Here is a 17,869-nt window from a genome sequence, read left to right on the forward strand (position 1 = left end):
ATCGGTTACTCAGAAACTCTCTCTCAGCCATTGGCTGACTCTTTGAATACGCCCACCCGTTCCGGTCATCAGGCCTGAGGACGCCGCCCGCACAGACCGTTCTTCAATCCCCGCCACCTGCGGATAGATCAGAAGCCCGACGGTCGCGGAGAACGCCGCTCCCTTGGCCGCCTCGGGCAATCCCGCTATTCCTAGAGGTCGCCCGATTCGTACATTTCTGGCAAGGATGCGCCGTGCCGCCTCCGGCATGCCAGGCAACTGGCTTGCACCGCCTGTCAGCACGACACGCTTGCCAACAATGTGCCCCAACCCCGAACGGTTCAGCCTGTCGCGTACCAGTTCAAGGGTTTCCTCGACGCGCGCCCGGATAATACGCGTCAGCACAGAACGTGGATACTGGTTCGGAACATCGCGCTCATCATCGCCAATCGGCGGAACACTGATCAGATCGCGATCATCGGCTGCGCTTGGCAGAGCCGAACCATACATGACCTTCAGACGCTCGGCGTCTTCCATACGGGTCGAAAATCCGCGCGCAATGTCCATGGTGACATGGTTGCCACCCAGCGCCACGGCATCGGCATGAATGAACTTGCCTTCGGCAAAGACGGCAATCGTCGTGGTGCCACCACCCATATCGATGCAGGCAGCCCCCATTTCGGCCTCATCGCCAACCAGAGCCGCAAGACCGCTGGCATAAGGCGTTGCCACCATGGCCTCGACCGAAAGATGGCAGCGATTGACACAAAGCTCGAGATTGCGGAGCGGCGCACTGTCAGCCGTCAGCACATGCATGTCGACGCCAAGCGTATCGCCCAGCATGCCGAGAGGATCGCGAATGCCGCGCTCACCATCCAGCGTGTAGCCGACCGGCAGCGAATGCACGAGATGACGTTCGGCTGCCAGCGCCTGCTTGGCGCCTGCCGCCAGAACGCGACGAATATCGGCCGGCGCAACCTCATGACCACCCAGATTGACACTGGCGGTAAACGTCTCGCTCTTGAGGCGCCCAGCGGAAATATTGACAATCAGGCTGTCGACCGTCAGCCCCGCCATGCGTTCGGCAGCATCGACAGCAAGGCGGATCGACTGTTCGGCCGCATCAAGATCAATGATCACGCCCGACTTCACACCGCGCGAGCGCTGATGGCCGATACCCAGCACTTCCATGCGATGCGTACGCCCCGGCAGAAGCGTGCCACCCTCATGTGGCCGCAGCCGCGCAATCACACAGGATACCTTGCTTGACCCCACATCAAGAACGGTCAGAAGGCGCGTCTTGCGCCCTGCTCCGCCCTGACTAGAACGATGTCCGCCCAGAATACTCATACACGCTTCCCCGCGCGGGATAATGCTTTCTTACGATCTGCGAGAATCTTCTCGCGCTGCTCCATACCACTTGCCGTCAGCTGCACCGTGATCCGGTCCTCCAGCCGCATATCGACCGCCAGAATATCGCGCGACAGGAGACGCTTCTCCTGATCCAGCCTTTCGACTTCCGCCAGCGCCTTCAGCGGCTCATTTTCGGGCAGCATGATGCGCACGCCATTTTCGAGCAGCAAATCCCACCGGCGGTCACCAACACGGATATAAGCCTTCACCTTGCCGGCAATACCCGGATAGGCCGCAACCTCATCGACAAAACCCTTTACGCGCTTTTCTGCACCCTGACCGACAACCAGCGGCAGCGCATTGTAGCGACCACGGCGAAACGGAACGATTTCCCGACCCTGCTCATCGATCAGCGTCAGCTCCTTCCCGTTCTGCCAGATGGCGAAAGCCTTGCGCTCTTCGAGCGAAACCAGCAGCGTGTTCGGGTAGACCTTGCGCACTTCGACGCTTTCCACCCAAGGGAGCCTTGCAATGGCTTCGCGCGCACCTTCCGCGCTCAGGCCAATCAGCGATGTCTCGCCATCAAGCTCAAGCTGACCCAGAATATCAATATCCGATGTCTCGCTATTGCCGACGACCTTGATGTCCTCAATGGCAAAGCCAAGCGTGGAGGCCATCGTCTTGACGACATCCTGCGAATGACCGCCGATCACCATGCCGTAAATGCCGGTGGCCGCGAAAAAGCCGAGCATGCCGACCGTGCCGGCATGACGTGGAATGCGCACATTGCCCTGGAACAGGCGGACAATGACGCGGAAAGGCTTGCGCAGGAAGCGCGGCAGGACGAAAGCAGCACCCATCAGGCCCGATGCATCACGCACCGCGCCAGAGCGCGCATAATCGTCAGACCTGCCATTCAGCGCAAACAAGATGCGTCCTCCACCATCCACTGCAACAATTCACCAAACGAAATACCCGCAGCCTTCGCGATATCCGGCACCAGCGATGTTGGGGTCATGCCCGGCTGCGTATTGATTTCCAGCCAGATAACCTCACCTTCCTCTGAGAAACGGTCGTCAAACCTGAAGTCCGAACGACTCACGCCTCGGCACCCGATAGCCCGATGAGCCATGAGGGCCATTCTTTGTATTTTTTGGTAAATATTTGGTGAAATTTTCGCCGGACATTCGTGCCGCGAGGCACCTTCCGCATATTTTGAATCGTAATCGTAAAACTGATGACCGACCGGAATGATCTCGCAGACATCCATTGCGCGATCCCCCATCACCGCACAGGTCAGCTCACGCCCTGGAATATAACGCTCAACCAGAACCTCATCGCCATATTTCCAATCAGCCGAGGCAATGACCTGCGGCGGATGCGGCTGATCCTCACGCACGATCACCACACCAAAACTCGACCCCTCGCGCACGGGCTTGACCACATAGGGCGACGCCATCGGATGTTCATTGCCAATGTCAAAACGGTTCATCAGGCACGATTCAGCCACCGCCACCCCGGCAGCCGCCACAACCATCTTGGCACGCGCCTTGTCCATCGCCAGCGCAGAAGCCAGCACACCGGAATGGGTATAGGGGATCTGCAAATATTCAAGCACCCCCTGAATGGTGCCGTCCTCGCCAAACGGGCCATGCAGCGCATTGAAGACGACATCCGGCTTCAACTCAGACAGAACAGCTGCAATGTCATGCCCGACATCCACACGACTTACACGATAGCCGATATCCTCCAGCACCTTGGCGCAGGCCGCACCCGACGACAGACTGACCGGACGCTCTGACGAGACTCCCCCCATCAATACAGCCACATGCTTGCCAGTCATGTCAGTCACCCCTTCGCGTTCAGCCACGCCCAAAGTCAGGACAGCCCGGCGGCAGAGCCGCAGACACCCACAACAGGAAAACCCTGACGAATCAAATCACTGTACGGTTAACCATAAAGAATCAGAGGATCGATTCCGTGACAAGCCCCTATAGTAAACAAGACGCTCAAGTACCGCCCCCGATGCAAAAAAAGTCCATATTTTCAGGCATCCACGGTAGCAACTTTTTTTGCCGCCATGATTGCAAGACGCAAAATGAGGGCACAACCGGAAGTCTGCACCCTCATAAATCCAGATAAATGATAAAATGATTCCCGCAAGCTGGCTTAAGCTTGGGTTTTGCCAAGGAATTCCTCAACCCTTTCGCCGTCCCGGAACAGGCCGAGACGCTTGATCTCCCATTGCAGGCGAATGCCGGAATTCTCAAACACCCGCGCACGCACGGTCTCGCCCAGAGTTTCCAGATCAAGGCCGGTCGCATTGCCGGTATTGATCATGAAATTGCAGTGCATTTCCGACATCTGCGCCCCGCCGATACGCAAGCCCCGGCAACCGGCCTTGTCGATCTCTTTCCAGGCAGATGTGCCTTCCGGATTCTTGAAGGTCGAGCCGCCGGTCTTTTCGCGCACCGGCTGTACCGTCTCGCGGTGATGCTGCACAGCATCCATGGCCTGCCTGATTTCCTCAGCATCACCTGGAACACCTTCAAACAAGGCCGAGGTAAAGATCAGATCAGGAGCTGCCGAGGAATGACGATAGGCATAGCCCATATCGGCATTGCCGAGGATATGCAGCTCGCCCTTGCGGTCAAGCGCACGCACTTCCACCACGCGCTCGCGCGTTTCAACACCATTGGCCCCCGCATTCATGCGCAACGCGCCACCAACGCCGCCCGGAATACCGTGGTAGAAATGAAAGCCTGCAAGGCCAGCCTCAAGGGCAGCCGCAGCCACGCGCTTGTCTGGGGTTGCAGCCCCTGCGCGCAGCCTTGTATCGGAGACGCGCTCGATCTCGCCAAAACCCTTGGCCGAAAGCCGTACGACAAAGCCCGGAATACCGCCATCGCGCACCAGAAGATTCGAGCCTATGCCAACCACCATCACCGGAATTTCCTCCGGCACAGCTTTCAAAAATGCTGCCAGATCTTCCTCGTCGGCAGGCTGGAACAGAACCTGTGCCGGACCGCCGACGCGAAACCAGGTGATCTTGTCCATACCGGAATCCGGCGTGATGCGTCCGCGCAGGCCCGAGAGCCTGCCTTCCAGTTTTTTCAGAAGCTCTTCGCCGCCTTCCATCAGTTCTTACCCTGTGCAGCCAGTTCGTTTGGAAGCGCATAGGCCCATTGCGTGATATTGCCAGCCCCAAGGCAGACAACGAAATCACCGGGCTCTGCAACCGAAGCGACAAATGGCGCCAAGGCCTCCGGCCCGCTGAGGAAACGCGCGTCACGATGGCCGGCCGTCTTGATGCGCGTGACCAGTTCTTCAGAAGTAACCCCCTCGATCGGGTCTTCGCCTGCGGCATAGACCGGTGCGACCGCAACAATATCGGCATCGTTGAAACAGGTGGCAAATTCGTCGAACAGGCTGCCCAAACGGGTATAGCGATGCGGCTGGGCAATGGCGATCACCTTGCCCCTGGTTGCCTCGCGCGCAGCCTTCAGCACGGCACGGATTTCAACCGGATGGTGGCCATAATCGTCAAAGACCTCGACACCATTCCACGAACCCGTATGGGTGAAGCGACGCTTCACACCGCCAAAGGAAGCAAGACCGCGGCGAATATCATCGGCCGAAATGCCAAGCTCATGCGCAACCGCAATCGCCGCCGTCGCATTGGATACATTGTGCTGGCCCGGCATGGGCAGGCGCAGATCCTTGATCTCGACCATATCACCCTTGCGCGAACGGATGATGACGTCGAACAGATTGGCCGCACCTTCCATGCGCTGGTTGACAAAGCGCACATCAGCCTGCGGATTCTTGCCATAAGTGATGATGCGCCGATCCTCGATGTGGCTGACCAGCGCCTGCACTTCCGGATGATCAAGGCACATCACGCCAAAGCCATAAAACGGCACATTCTCGACAAACTGGCGAAACGCATTGCGTACATTGTCGAAATTGCCATAGTGATCCAGATGTTCCGGGTCGATATTGGTGATGACCGCGATATCGGCCGGAAGCTTCAGGAAAGTGCCATCGCTTTCATCAGCCTCAACCACCATCCAGTCGCCATCGCCCATGCGCGCATTGGTGCCATAGGCATTGATGATGCCACCATTGATGACCGTCGGATCAAGACCGCCAGCATCAAGGAGAGCAGCAACCAGCGAGGTGGTCGTGGTCTTGCCATGGGTGCCGCCGATGGCAACGGCATGGCGGAAGCGCATGAGTTCGGCCAGCATTTCCGCCCGGCGCACGATCGGCAGCAGCTTTTCGCGTGCCGCGACCAGTTCCGGATTGTTCTTCTTGATCGCGGTGGAGACGACGACCACTTCCGCATCGCCAATATTTTCGGCCTTGTGGCCGACGAAAACCTCGATGCCCTTGGCGCGCAGGCGCTGCACATTGGCGCTGTCGGCCTGATCGGAGCCCTGCACCTTGTAGCCAAGATTGTGCAGCACTTCCGCAATGCCGCTCATGCCGATGCCGCCAATCCCGATGAAGTGGACAAGCCCGATGTTGAGTGGCATTTTCATGACACTATTCCTTCTTTGAATTCCTGAACCGATTTTCCCGCTGCAATAGCCTCTGCAAGGTCTGCAAGCAACCGTGCCGCGTGTGGCTTCCCGACAGTTTTTGCCGCCTTTGCCATGGCTGCGAGCCGTTCCGGCTCGTTCATGGCCTTGCGCAGGATTTCTGCAAGCCGCTCCGGTGAAAGATCAGACTGGCGCACCACCTCGCAGCCACCGGCTGCCGCAAGGGCTGCCGCATTGGCGGCCTGATCATGGTCAAGCGCATGCGGAAATGGCACCAGCATGGCCGGACGGCCAATGGCGGCAATTTCCGAAACCGTCGAGGCGCCGGAACGCGAAATGACGAAATGTGCATCGGCCATGCGCGCCGGCATGTCGTTGAAGAAAGTGGCAACATCGGCCGTAACACCAAGTCCGGCATAGGCCTCACGCACATCCGCCTCATCTTCCTTGCGCGCCTGCTGTGTTACCAGAAGCCGCGAACGTTCCTGCGCATCAAGCAGAGCAATGGCCTCTGGCACAGCTTTTGAGAAAAACTGCGCGCCCTGACTGCCGCCAAATACCAGCAGGCGGAAACGCTCGCCGGCACCGGCTGGCTGATAGGGCATTTCCGCCGCAACCAGAACCGGCGGGCGCACCGGATTGCCGGTGATGATCGTCTTTGCGGCATAGGCGCCGCGGCCTTCCGGCAGAAAGCCGCCGGCAATGGCCTTCACCCGTGATGCCAGCCCCTTATTGGCACGCCCCATGACGGCATTCTGCTCATGCACCAGCGTGGGAATGCCCATATTGCTGGCGGCATAGACCGGCGGCAGGGTCGGATAGCCACCAAAGCCTGCCACGAGTTTCGGCTTCAGCCGCTGAAACAGCTTGCGCGCATCAAGATTGCCCTGCCACAATGTGAAGAAGGTCTTTGCCAGCGCCAGCGGATTGCGCCCGCCAATCGTGGCCGAGCGAATGACATGCACATGATCCGGGGCAAAGGCTCCCGCAAAGCGCTGTGCGCGTGCATCGGTTGCCAGATGCACATCCCATCCACGCTCTTTCAGCTCATGCGCCAGTGCCTCGGCTGGAAACAGATGCCCGCCGGTTCCCCCGGCAGCAACGACGATAACGCCCTTATTCATCGTCCCTCACCTAAAATCAGATCGCCGGAATGTGCTCTTTGAAGCCAACCGTATGGGTCATGCGCGCTTCAGGACGGCGCCGCGTGAGCGCAAGCAGAATGCCCATCGTCACGGCAATCGCAATCAGCGACGAACCGCCATAGGAGATGAAGGGCAGCGTCATGCCCTTGGCAGGCATCAGATGCAGATTGACCGCCATATTGATGATCGACTGGAAGCCGAACAGGATCACAATGCCGGATACGGCAAGCCGCGTAAACGGATCCCGTTCCTTCAGCGCCATGACGAGCCCCCGCACCACGATGAAGGCAAACAACAGCATGATGAATATGCACAGAATGATGCCATATTCCTCGGCCGCGACCGAAAAGATGAAGTCGGTATGGCTGTCGGGAATGATGCGCTTGACCGTACCTTCGCCCGGCCCCTGGCCAAACCAGCCGCCGCGCAAGATCGCCTCGCGTCCCGCATCAACCTGAAACGTATCGCCCTCGCCCGTGAGAAACCGGTCAACACGGCCTGCAACGTGTGGGAAAATGAAATAGGATGAAATGACAAACACGACACTGAAGCCGATCAGCAGGAAAATCCAGAACATCGACAGGCCGGCCAGGAAGAACATGCCCGCCCATGTGAAGGTGGTCAGCATGGTCTGGCCAAGATCTGGCTGCAGCATAAGCAGCCCCGCAACGATACCAAACAGCACCAAGGCCAGAAAATAACCTGGCATGTCGCCGCCGCGCTCGCGCTCCGACAAGAGCCATGCGCAAATCACCACAAAAGCTGGCTTCATGAATTCGGATGGCTGGATGGAAATGCCGGCAAGGCTCACCCAACGCCGCGCGCCCTTGACCTCAATGCCGAAGAAAAGTGCCGCAACCATCAATAGCAACGACACACCCAGCAGGATCAGCGCAAAGCGCCGGATATAGCGCGGCGTAAGAAAGGAGACGCTGATCATGACAACGACCGCCGGAAGCATGAACAGGATCTGGCGATCGACGAAATGGAAACTGTCAAGGCCGATGCGCTCTGCAACCGCCGGACTGGCCGCAAAGGAAAGCAGAACACCAAGCCCCATCAGTGCAAGACAAGCGGCAAGGAAATAGCGGTCGATCGTCCACCACCAGTTGGCGACGGGACCGCGGTCGACACGACTTACCATCAGCGTTCCCCTCCTGTCGGCGTAATGCCGGGCAGCGCCAGAACGGCACTGCGAAAGGCATCGCCACGTTTTTCAAAATTCGGAAACTGGTCAAAGCTCGCACAGGCAGGCGACAACAGCACGACCGGCTCAGCTGCGGCATCATTGCCGGCATCGCGTGCGGCATGTTCGACCGCAACGGCAAGCGTGTCGGAAATTTCAAACGGCACCTTGTCACCCAGCGTTGCGGCAAAGGCCGCAGCCGCCTCGCCAATCAGATAGGCCTTGGCAATGCGCGGGAAGAATTCGGCAAGCGATGCAATGCCGCCAGCCTTCGGCACACCACCGGCAATCCAGTAGATATGCGGGAAAGACGACAGGGCGGGTGCAGTGGCATCGGCATTGGTGGCCTTGGAATCATTGACGAACAGAACCTTGCCGCGCCGGCCGATCTGTTCCATGCGGTGAGCCAGGCCAGGAAAGCTTTGCAATCCGGCACGGATTTCCTCAATCGTCAGCCCAACCGACAGGCAGGCCACCACCGCTGCCAGCGCATTTTGCGCATTGTGGGCGCCACGCAGCGAACCAATGCCTGCAAGCGAGGCAAGTTCCTCCACCTTGCCAGCCCTGGCATGAAGCAGGGTCGAGCCATCGGCATAATAGCCATCAGCCAGAGGCCTGTTCTTTGAAATGCGTGCAACCTTCACGCCTTTCGCCGAAAGCCGGTCGGCAATGGCCGCGCAATAATCATCATCCACACCGACAACGGCCGTGCCGCTTGCCGCCACAAGGCGCTCCTTGATTGCGGCGTAATTTTCCATCGAACCATGACGGTCAAGGTGATCTGGCGTGAGATTCAAGAGAATGCCGGCCGTCGGATTGAGCGATGGCGCAAGATCGATCTGATAGGACGAACACTCAACCACATAGAAGCGGTCTGGCCTGGGTGCCTCGAGCGTAAGAATCGCCGTACCGATATTGCCGCCAAGCTGCATGTCGCGGCCTGACGTTTTCAGAATATGCGCAATCAGCGCCGTCGTGGTCGATTTGCCATTCGTTCCGGTAATCGCAATGAAGGGGCAATCGGGTGCCAGCAGCTTGCGCTCGCGCACGAAGAGTTCGACATCGCCGATGATTTCAACGCCTGCCGCATGGGCAAGCTCGACCGACCAATGCGGCTTGGGATGGGTAAGCGGCACACCAGGCGACAGGACAAAGGCTGCAAACTGCGACCAGTCGGCCTGACGCAGATCACCTGTCGCAAGCCCCTCGCCTTGCGCGCGCGCCACGCTGTCGGGATTGTCATCCCACGCAATCACATGTGCGCCACCGGCGACAATGGCCTTGGCCGTCGCAATGCCCGACCCGCCCAGTCCGAAGAGAGCGACAGTCTTGTCTTTAAGAGCGGTAATCGGGATCATGATGCCATGCCTGTTATCTGAGCTTGAGGGTTGAAAGGCCAATCATGGCGAGGATGATCGCCACGATCCAGAAGCGGATGACGACCTGGCTTTCCGTCCACCCCTTCTTTTCAAAATGATGATGGATCGGCGCCATGAGGAAAACGCGCTTTCCCGTCAGCTTGAAGGAAGCGACCTGAATGATGACCGAAAGCGCTTCCATGACGAAAAGACCGCCAATGATGGCAAGGACGATTTCGTGCTTGGTGGCAACGGCAACCGCACCCAGCATGCCCCCCAGGGCAAGCGAACCCGTGTCGCCCATGAAGATGGCCGCAGGCGGCGCATTGAACCAGAGAAAGCCAAGGCCCGCGCCAATGACAGCGCCAAGCAGGACCGCAAGTTCACCCGTGCCCGGCACGAAATGGATCTGCAGATAGTCGGCAAAGATCGCATTACCGGAAAGATAGGCGATGAAGCCGAAGGAAGCGGCCGCCACCATGACCGGCACGATGGCCAGACCATCAAGACCGTCGGTGAGATTGACCGCATTGCCGGCCCCCACCATGACGAAGGCCGCCATCGGGATGAAGAACCAGCCGAGATTGATCAGGAATTCCTTGGCAAAGGGGAAAGTGAGCGAGGAGGAAAACGGCTCCTGGCCTGCACGCATGATGATGAAGGCGGCAATGCCGGCAATCAGGAATTCTATGCCAAGACGCGCCTTGCCGGAAAAGCCCTTGTCCGACTGTTTGGTCACCTTCAGATAGTCATCATAAAAGCCGATGGCGCCAAAACCGACCGTCACCATCAGCACGACCCAGACATAAATGCTGGAAAGATTGGCCCAGAGCAGACACGATACCAGAATGCCGGTCATGATCATCAGGCCACCCATGGTGGGGGTGCCGGCCTTCTTGAAATGGGTCTGCGGCCCGTCAGCACGGATCGGCTGGCCCTTGCCCTGACGCACACGCAGCGAATCGATGATCGCCGGGCCGAACAGAAACACGATCAGCGCCGAAGTAATCAGCGCACCGCCCGTACGGAAGGTGATGTAGCGGAACACATTGAGCGGCGTCACATGTTCGGCAAATTGCGTGAGAAGCATCAACATGACGAATAGTCCCCAAACCCCGCCTATTCTGCGGGTTTTACCGGCGGAAATTGTGTGGTCAGCGCCTTGACGATTTTCGAGAAGCCAATCCCTTTCGATGATTTCACCATGATGACATCGCCTGGACGGACTGCCCTGATCACCAGAGGCAGCAATTCGGCAGTGGTCTGCCTGTATTCGGTGTGAATTTCAACCGGCAAGGCATTTTTCAGCACTGACATTTCCTCGCCCGCGATGAAAAGCGCGTTCACTTCCGCGTCAACAATGGGCCGGGCCAGATCGGCATGCAGCTTGCCGGACTGGCGGCCAAGCTCCAGCATGTCGCCCAGAACCGCAATACGCCGGCCGCGGCTTTCCGGCTGTGTCGCCTGCAACAGTGCCAGCGCCGCACGCATCGAGGCCGGATTGGCATTATAGCTTTCATCTATCAGCGTAAAACTGCCGCCTTCCGGATGTTGCAGCACATGACGCGCGCCGCGCCCCTCTTCCGCCGTAAGCGTCGCCATGGCCATGGCGACCTTGGCCATGTCGGCGCCAACCAGATGCGCCGCTCCCAGCACGGCCAGCATGTTCTGCACGATATGGCGGCCGGGAATGCCAACCTTGATCGCGGCTTCCTCATCGTCAATCTTCACCGTCATACAGGAACAGCCGGGATGAAGCCTGACCTCGCGCAGGCGATAATCGGCACGCGCATTCTCGCCAAAGGAATGAATGTGCTCGACACCGGCTTTCTGCGCCAGTTCCTCAAGCTGCCGGAAGCGCTTGTCGTCGCGGTTCAGCAGCGCATAGCCGCCGGGCACAATGCCTTCAAAGATTTCCGCCTTGGCAACGGCAATCTCCTCCTGATTGGCGAAATGGCCAAGATGGGCCGGTGCAATCTGCGTGATCAGCGCCACATGCGGACGCACCATCTTCACCAGCGGGCGGATCTCGTCATGATGATTCATGCCGATTTCAAACACGCCATAGTCGACATCCTGCGGCATGCGCGCAAGCGTCAACGGCACGCCCCAATGATTATTGAACGAGGCAACCGATGCATGCACCTTGCCGACTTCCGAAAGCACATGGCGCAGCGCTTCCTTGGTGGTGGTCTTGCCGACCGAACCGGTCACCGCGATGATCTGCGCCCCTGAACGGTTGCGCGCGGCGATGCCGAGCCGGGTCAGGCCCTCCAGCACATCCTCAACCACGATCATCGGGATTTTCAGCGTGCCAAGCGCAGGCAGGCGATGTTCGGCCACGACCAGCAGGCCAGCGCCTGCCGCCATGGCAGCCGTTGCAAAATCATGGCCATCAAACTGCTCGCCCTTGATGGCAAAGAAGGCTTCGCCCGGCTTCAGGGTACGGCTATCAATCGATATGCCGGTAATGCCTGCCGGCATCTGGCCAACCGGCCTGCCGCCCATGGCCTCGACCATATCGGATGAAGTCCATAGCCATTCGCTCATGATTTCGACTCCTCAAGGCGCGCTGCCAGTGCCGCGGCCACTTCGGCATGATCGGAAAATGGCAGCACCCTGCCGCCAATGATCTGGCCTTCCTCATGCCCCTTGCCCGCAACCACCAGCGTGTCGCCCGCCATCATCATCGACACGGCGGTAAAGATTGCCTCGCGACGATCGCCGATTTCGGTTGCGCCGGGTGCTGCCGCCATGATTTCGGCACGAATTTCGGCCGGCACTTCCGAGCGCGGATTGTCGTCGGTCACGATCACCACATCGGCAAGGCGCGTGGCGATTTCGCCCATGATCGGGCGCTTGCCCTTGTCGCGGTCCCCTCCGCAGCCAAAGACGACGATCACGCGTCCTGTCGTGAAAGGACGCACGGAGGCAAGCACATTTTCCAGCGCCTCCGGCTTGTGCGCATAATCGACATAGGCTGGCGCGCCCTCTTCGGTCGTGCCAACAAGATCAAGGCGTCCCGGTGCGCCCTTGAGCCGTCCGAGCGCGCGCATGGCAGCAGCAGCCGGCACGCCCGTCACAATGGCAAGGCCAGCCGCCACGAGCGCATTGGCAACCTGGAAATCACCGGCCAGCGGTAATTCGATCTCGAAAATGTCCGTGCCGATCGCCACTTCGACATGCTGACGGAAACGGCCATGTTCAACCCGCTTCAACGTGATGAAACTGCCCTTGCGGCCAACGGTCTTGACATCGCAGCCAGCTTCTGTGGCAGCTTCGATGGCCGCATTGGAAAAACGGTCATCGGCAAAGATGATCGCCGGCGCGCCCTTGGGCAACAGCGTCCTGAACAGGCGCATCTTTGCATCAAGATATTCTTCAATCGTCGCATGGTAGTCCATGTGGTCACGGCCAAGATTGGTGAAAGCGGCCGCAGCCAGATGCACGCCATCCAGGCGGCGCTGATCCAGACCATGCGACGAAGCTTCCATCGCGGCATGGGTCACCCCTTCATCAGCCAGTTCCGCCAGAACCCGGTGCAATTCCACCGGATCGGGCGTCGTCAGCGAATTATAATCGCTGCGGGTCGGCGAGAACACGCCGGTCGTGCCGATATTGGCAGCAGGAAACCCCGCATCGGCCCAGATCTGGCGGGTAAAGGAGGCAACAGAGGTCTTGCCACTGGTGCCGGTCACGGCGACCATCACTTCCGGCTGCCTGCCATAGAATTGCGCCGCAGCCTTTGCCAGAGCCAGCCGTGCATCATCGACATGCAGCACCGGCACGCTGGCATTTGCAATGACTGTATCTTTTCCGGCGATGATGGCGATTGCACCGCGCCTGATCGCATCTTCGGCAAAGGCCCCACCATCAGCCTTGACCCCCTTCAGGGCTGCAAACAGGAAACCGCGTTCGACCTTGCGCGAATCCGACGTGATCCCGGTGACGGCAGCCTCGCCCTCTGCACCATGCACGAGGTCCCTGAAGAGTGAGATATCTTTCAATTTCATCGTCATTCCAATTCCATTCCACTCGTTGTCACCGAACACATGGCACACGGCAAAAGCGAATCAGTCGTAAGTTCGTTCGGCTGAAACCATTGCTGGTTCAGATTCCTGTTCAAAATCAGGCTTAACCCCCAGGAATGATGCTGAACGGCTGATGATCTCCGCAACCATTGGCGCGGCATTGAGACCGGCGGTCGCGGCGAACTTGCCCGGCTCCGGCTTTGGCTCGTCAATGATGGTCAGGACAACATAGGCCGGATCATCCATCGGGAAGGCTGCAAGGAAGGCGTTGAAACGCACATCCTTGGCATAGCGGCCATTGACCACCTTTTCCGCCGTACCCGTCTTGCCGCCGACACGATAGCCCGGAACCGCCGCACGTTTGCCGGAACCACCGGGCGCCGTTGCATTGAGGCGATAGAGATAGCGCATATCGGCCGAAACCTGTGGGCTCGTCACCTGCTTGGCCACTTTCGCAGCTTCTTCCTGCGTACGCACCAGGAAGGTTGGCGGGATCAGCTTGCCGCCATTCATCAGGGCTGCTGCCGCCACGGCCGTCTGCAGGGGCGTAGTCATCATGCCGTGACCAAAGGAGATGGTCATGGAGTGAACCTTCTTCCAGACGCGCGGCTCGACCGGGCGGGCCACCTCTGGCAGTTCCGTTTCCATACGGTCAAGCAGGCCCATCTTCTTGAGGAAAGCGCGATGGCCCTCAATGCCCACCACATTGGCCTCGTGGCCGGAGCCGATATTGGATGAATAAATGAACACTTCCGGCAGTGTCAGCACGCGGCCCTTGCCGTGAAAATCGCGGATGACCTGTTTGCCCACCACCAATGGGCGCGAGGCATCCACGCGCGACTGCAGGGTGAACTTGCCGGAATCAAGCGCCATGGCCGTAGTGAAGGTCTTGATCGTAGAACCCATTTCATAGGTGCCGGCCGACATGCGGTTGAGGCGATCCTTGTCCAGCGCATGCACCGGATTGTTCGGATCAAAATCCGGCACGGATCCCATGGCGATCACTTCGCCCGTCTTGACGTTCAGGACAACAGCACCGGCGGCAATGGCGCGATAACGCTCCATCGCCTTGACCAGCACATCGCGCACAATATGCTGCACGCGAATATCGATCGACAGGCGTACCGGCTCAAGCGACTGCCCAGTGGCCAGACCAACCGAGCGCAAGTCGCTCAGGCCCTGCGAGTCGATATATTTTTCCATGCCGGCAATGCCCTGATTGTCGATATTGACCAGCCCCAGAATATGCGATGCCGTCGGCCCGCCCGGATAGAAACGGCGCTTTTCCGTGCGGAAACCAATGCCCGGAAGACCGAGCGCCATGATCTGGCTTTGCTGCTTTGGCGTCAGGCCGCGCTTGATCCAGATGAAGCCCTGCTCGCCCTTCAGCCGTCGATAGGTTGTCTCCCAGTCGAGGTCGGGCAGAACGGTCGCCAGCATTTCCAGCGTCTCGTCCGGGTCGACGATCTTGCGCGGCTCGGCATAAAGCGACGCCGTCTTGATGTCGGTTGCAAGGATCTCGCCATTGCGGTCAAGAATGTCAGGACGCGAGGCAAGCTGGGCCACGGCAGGGCCGGTGGTTTCCTCTTCTGCCCCGCTCAGCACGCCAAAATAGATCAGCTTGCCGCCGATCACGCCATAGACGCAGACAAAGCCGGCAATCGCCATCCACAGGCGATTGCGTGCCTTGTTGCCATGTTTCTTGCGCAAACCCACAAATGACATTTCGCCGGCCGGCTTTTCACTGCCCGCCGGCTCATGACCGTTCAACGCTGCCTGCTTCCTTCTGCCAGGCAATCCAAATCCGAACTTCATGATTAGTGCCTCGCCACATTCTTCTTGTTGCCGCCGGTCTTGTTTGCGATGCTGCCTGTGGTCATCGCATCCTGTTCCAGAACCCCGCTTGCGAGCAGTTCATCGCTGCCGGAAATGATCTTCTGGATGTCATCCACCGGACGCTCCGGAATGTCATCGACACTGGTGATCAGCTGTTCCGCCTTGATCGGCTCAAGCTGCACCTCGCTGTCATAGATCGCCACGAGATCCTGCAGACGGCTTGGCTGCGTCATCAATGCCCAGTCAGCCCGCAAAAGGTTGATCGTGTCGCGTTCGGAATCGATCTGGCGCTTCAGCTTGGCAATCACCGCGATCTGCTTTTCCGCGTCATATTTGATCGTGTAGGTGACGGCTGCCGCCACCAGCATCGCTGCAAGCATAATGAGTTCAAAGGTACGCAGCACTCGTTCAACTCCGGGTCAGTTCATCAGCATCGGGCAGTCTTGGCAGGCCGAACAGCGTGAGATCATTTTCAAGCGGCGGATTTTGCGTGCGCAGGCCAGCGCGCAACTTGGCCGAGCGCGCGCGCGGATTGTGCGCCTCTTCTTCCGCGCTGGGGCCGACAGCCCCCTTTACCGCAGGCGTGAAACTTGGCAGGCGCTCAGCCACTTCCGGCATGTGACGCGAGCCTGCACGCCCGCCGGCGCGATCAGCAAAGAAGCGTTTTACCATGCGGTCTTCCAGCGAATGAAACGTCACCACGACCAGACGCCCGCCGGGCTTCAAGACGCGTTCGGCCGCAAGCAGCGCCCGGGCCAGCTCGCCAAGCTCATCATTGACGAACACGCGCAGCGCCTGAAACACGCGCGTTGCCGGATGGATGCGATCCCTGGGATTGCGCCCCACCAAAGCCTCAATGGCATTGGCAAGATCCAGCGTACGCGTGAAAGGCTGGATGGCACGACGCTTTTCAATCATGCGCGCAATGCGCCCGGCATGACGTTCTTCGCCCAGAAAATTGAAGATGCGGGCAAGATCGCCCATTTTCAGGCGGTTGACGACATCGGCGGCACTTGCCCCCTTGCCCGACATGCGCATGTCGAGCGGCCCATCCTTCTGGAAGGAAAAACCGCGCTCGGCCTGATCGATCTGCATCGATGACACACCGATATCGAGCACCACGCCATCCACCCTGAAATCTGCGCCCTTCACCGAAGCAACCGCCTCATCGAGCCGGGAAAACCGGCTTTCGACCAGATGCAGCCTGCCCGGATGTCCTGCCTCAATCGCACGCCCCGCTTCAATTGCCGTCGGATCGCGGTCAATCGCGATCACTTCGGCACCCTCGTTCAGGATCCGGGTCGTATAGCCGCCAGCACCGAATGTGCCATCAACCATCACCTCACCCGGCTTTGGCCTGAGAGCCTCGATCACCTCGGCCAGCATCACCGGGACATGACGGATCTGCGCCCCTTCGGCCTGAGATCTTTCTCCGCCGAGGCTTGCCATCATCTCCGATCCTTTCCCGGGTGTAACATGCCCGCCATCATTGTTTTGTTTCGCAAATCCGGCCAGAATTCGTTATGGTCGGCTCATCCGACAGTTATCGGTTATTAAGCTTAACGAAGCGTTATTGTTTCCGGGAGCCAGTCAAGGAAGTTGTCGGATTTCAACAGTTCCATTCATTTTCACGAGCAAGAAGCTGGTGATGGTTCCAGCCCTTTTCCAAGCCCCCAAAGACCACCCTGCATATGCCGCCCGACCTTGCGTGAAAGGCTGAAAGGCCAGGAACAGTAAAACCACACAATCGGCTTCGGTCAGATGCCCTGTCCGGTCCTGTCAAAGCCGCTGCAACCTATGGGAAAACCTGATTTTACAGGATTTGGCAGCCCACAAGACACCAACCCTGTTGTGACGCATCAGAACCAGCCCTTGCGCGAGAGCGCCAACAGGCAAACGGTAATTTGATTCGCCAGCAATCCGCTTCCGGACGGAAAACCGGTGCCCACTTTTTCTGGAACTGCGGGCTGACATGTAATCTTTGCCGTGGGTTTCGGCTGCTGCGCTCAAGCGGACAAGGTGTTTGACACCTTCGCCCCCCCCAACCCAAGCTGCGGCAGGCAGATTGCAGATCCCGGACTGAACAGACCAACAAGCATATTCCGCCATATCAGCCCTGCCGCACCATCCCGCAACCAGCACAAGAATCCTGCACTGGCTACAGACGCACGGCAAATACCCACACGCCCTTGCGTGCCAATCAGACAGACGATCGATGCTGTTTCACTTGATCTTCAGCGCCCACTCAAGATCAATACCGTCGCGCATCAGCCCCTTTATTTTTGCTTCATAGCAGTTCTTATAACGCGCCAGCAGCTCTTCACTGCTCATTCCTGCATATTTACTATTCCATGGTGGCCTGCCCCTATGATGTGGTCCGGTTTCAATCTTAATGCATGATCGGCTTCTGAGCCATCATCTGGGCAGATGATGGCGC

At 58.8% G+C, this 17,869-nt stretch carries 14 protein-coding genes; all 14 read right to left on the minus strand.

What is annotated here, in order from left to right; all coding sequences use genetic code 11:
- Window positions 1–9: 9 nt before the first annotated feature.
- The gene (gene ftsA, locus ACFO1V_RS09275) at window positions 10–1,329 is read right to left on the minus strand and encodes a cell division protein FtsA (RefSeq protein WP_374829162.1); all 1,320 of its coding nucleotides are present in this window, start codon (window positions 1,327–1,329) and stop codon (window positions 10–12) included.
- The gene (locus tag ACFO1V_RS09280) at window positions 1,326–2,261 is read right to left on the minus strand and encodes a cell division protein FtsQ/DivIB (protein ID WP_374829160.1); all 936 of its coding nucleotides are present in this window, start codon (window positions 2,259–2,261) and stop codon (window positions 1,326–1,328) included. Before ACFO1V_RS09280 ends, ftsA begins: the two co-directional genes overlap by 4 nt.
- Complete coding sequence (locus ACFO1V_RS09285; protein ID WP_374829158.1) at window positions 2,249–3,175, minus strand: D-alanine--D-alanine ligase; 927 nt, start codon at window positions 3,173–3,175, stop codon at window positions 2,249–2,251. The genes ACFO1V_RS09280 and ACFO1V_RS09285 overlap by 13 nt, the downstream gene beginning before the upstream one ends.
- Window positions 3,176–3,501: 326 nt before the next feature.
- Complete coding sequence (murB, locus tag ACFO1V_RS09290; RefSeq protein WP_374829156.1) at window positions 3,502–4,470, minus strand: UDP-N-acetylmuramate dehydrogenase; 969 nt, start codon at window positions 4,468–4,470, stop codon at window positions 3,502–3,504.
- Complete coding sequence (gene murC / locus ACFO1V_RS09295; protein ID WP_374829154.1) at window positions 4,470–5,876, minus strand: UDP-N-acetylmuramate--L-alanine ligase; 1,407 nt, start codon at window positions 5,874–5,876, stop codon at window positions 4,470–4,472. The genes murB and murC overlap by 1 nt, the downstream gene beginning before the upstream one ends.
- The gene (gene murG / locus ACFO1V_RS09300) at window positions 5,873–7,000 is read right to left on the minus strand and encodes an undecaprenyldiphospho-muramoylpentapeptide beta-N-acetylglucosaminyltransferase (protein WP_374829152.1); all 1,128 of its coding nucleotides are present in this window, start codon (window positions 6,998–7,000) and stop codon (window positions 5,873–5,875) included. Before murG ends, murC begins: the two co-directional genes overlap by 4 nt.
- 16 nt (window positions 7,001–7,016) lie before the next feature.
- Window positions 7,017–8,165, minus strand: a complete 1,149-nt coding sequence (gene ftsW / locus ACFO1V_RS09305) for a putative lipid II flippase FtsW (protein ID WP_374829150.1) — start codon at window positions 8,163–8,165, stop codon at window positions 7,017–7,019.
- Entirely contained in the window at window positions 8,165–9,565 is a 1,401-nt protein-coding gene (gene murD, locus ACFO1V_RS09310; RefSeq protein ID WP_374829148.1) for a UDP-N-acetylmuramoyl-L-alanine--D-glutamate ligase, read from the minus strand. The genes ftsW and murD overlap by 1 nt, the downstream gene beginning before the upstream one ends.
- Window positions 9,566–9,578: 13 nt before the next feature.
- On the minus strand, window positions 9,579–10,661 hold the full coding sequence (mraY, locus tag ACFO1V_RS09315; RefSeq protein ID WP_374829146.1) for a phospho-N-acetylmuramoyl-pentapeptide-transferase: 1,083 nt from the start codon (window positions 10,659–10,661) through the stop codon (window positions 9,579–9,581).
- A gap of 23 nt (window positions 10,662–10,684) precedes the next feature.
- The gene (locus ACFO1V_RS09320; RefSeq protein WP_374829144.1) at window positions 10,685–12,115 is read right to left on the minus strand and encodes a UDP-N-acetylmuramoylalanyl-D-glutamyl-2,6-diaminopimelate--D-alanyl-D-alanine ligase; all 1,431 of its coding nucleotides are present in this window, start codon (window positions 12,113–12,115) and stop codon (window positions 10,685–10,687) included.
- On the minus strand, window positions 12,112–13,584 hold the full coding sequence (locus tag ACFO1V_RS09325) for a UDP-N-acetylmuramoyl-L-alanyl-D-glutamate--2,6-diaminopimelate ligase (protein WP_374829142.1): 1,473 nt from the start codon (window positions 13,582–13,584) through the stop codon (window positions 12,112–12,114). Before ACFO1V_RS09325 ends, ACFO1V_RS09320 begins: the two co-directional genes overlap by 4 nt.
- A 54-nt stretch (window positions 13,585–13,638) precedes the next feature.
- Window positions 13,639–15,411: a peptidoglycan D,D-transpeptidase FtsI family protein gene (locus ACFO1V_RS09330; RefSeq protein ID WP_374829140.1), complete on the minus strand. Its 1,773-nt coding sequence runs from the start codon at window positions 15,409–15,411 to the stop codon at window positions 13,639–13,641.
- A 2-nt stretch (window positions 15,412–15,413) separates the two neighbouring features.
- On the minus strand, window positions 15,414–15,836 hold the full coding sequence (gene ftsL / locus ACFO1V_RS09335; protein WP_374829138.1) for a cell division protein FtsL: 423 nt from the start codon (window positions 15,834–15,836) through the stop codon (window positions 15,414–15,416).
- Between the two features lie 4 nt (window positions 15,837–15,840).
- Window positions 15,841–16,884, minus strand: a complete 1,044-nt coding sequence (gene rsmH / locus ACFO1V_RS09340) for a 16S rRNA (cytosine(1402)-N(4))-methyltransferase RsmH (protein ID WP_374829136.1) — start codon at window positions 16,882–16,884, stop codon at window positions 15,841–15,843.
- Between the last annotated feature and the right edge of the window lie 985 nt (window positions 16,885–17,869).

Origin of the sequence: Daeguia caeni, from assembly GCF_042653845.1 — a bacterium.
In the GTDB taxonomy this organism is placed as follows: Bacteria; Pseudomonadota; Alphaproteobacteria; order Rhizobiales; family Rhizobiaceae; genus Brucella; species Brucella caeni.

Excerpts from the sequence above, each read along its gene's own strand:
- ftsA (WP_374829162.1), bottom strand. The coding sequence starts at position 1,329 with ATGAGTATTCTGGGCGGACATCGTTCTAGTCAGGGCGGAGCAGGGCGC.
- ACFO1V_RS09285 (WP_374829158.1), bottom strand. The coding sequence starts at position 3,175 with ATGACTGGCAAGCATGTGGCTGTATTGATGGGGGGAGTCTCGTCAGAG.
- murB (WP_374829156.1), bottom strand. The coding sequence starts at position 4,470 with ATGGAAGGCGGCGAAGAGCTTCTGAAAAAACTGGAAGGCAGGCTCTCG.
- murC (WP_374829154.1), bottom strand. The coding sequence starts at position 5,876 with ATGAAAATGCCACTCAACATCGGGCTTGTCCACTTCATCGGGATTGGC.
- murG (WP_374829152.1), bottom strand. The coding sequence starts at position 7,000 with ATGAATAAGGGCGTTATCGTCGTTGCTGCCGGGGGAACCGGCGGGCAT.
- ftsW (WP_374829150.1), bottom strand. The coding sequence starts at position 8,165 with ATGGTAAGTCGTGTCGACCGCGGTCCCGTCGCCAACTGGTGGTGGACG.
- murD (WP_374829148.1), bottom strand. The coding sequence starts at position 9,565 with ATGATCCCGATTACCGCTCTTAAAGACAAGACTGTCGCTCTCTTCGGA.
- mraY (WP_374829146.1), bottom strand. The coding sequence starts at position 10,661 with ATGTTGATGCTTCTCACGCAATTTGCCGAACATGTGACGCCGCTCAAT.
- ACFO1V_RS09320 (WP_374829144.1), bottom strand. The coding sequence starts at position 12,115 with ATGAGCGAATGGCTATGGACTTCATCCGATATGGTCGAGGCCATGGGC.
- ACFO1V_RS09325 (WP_374829142.1), bottom strand. The coding sequence starts at position 13,584 with ATGACGATGAAATTGAAAGATATCTCACTCTTCAGGGACCTCGTGCAT.
- ACFO1V_RS09330 (WP_374829140.1), bottom strand. The coding sequence starts at position 15,411 with ATGAAGTTCGGATTTGGATTGCCTGGCAGAAGGAAGCAGGCAGCGTTG.
- rsmH (WP_374829136.1), bottom strand. The coding sequence starts at position 16,884 with ATGATGGCAAGCCTCGGCGGAGAAAGATCTCAGGCCGAAGGGGCGCAG.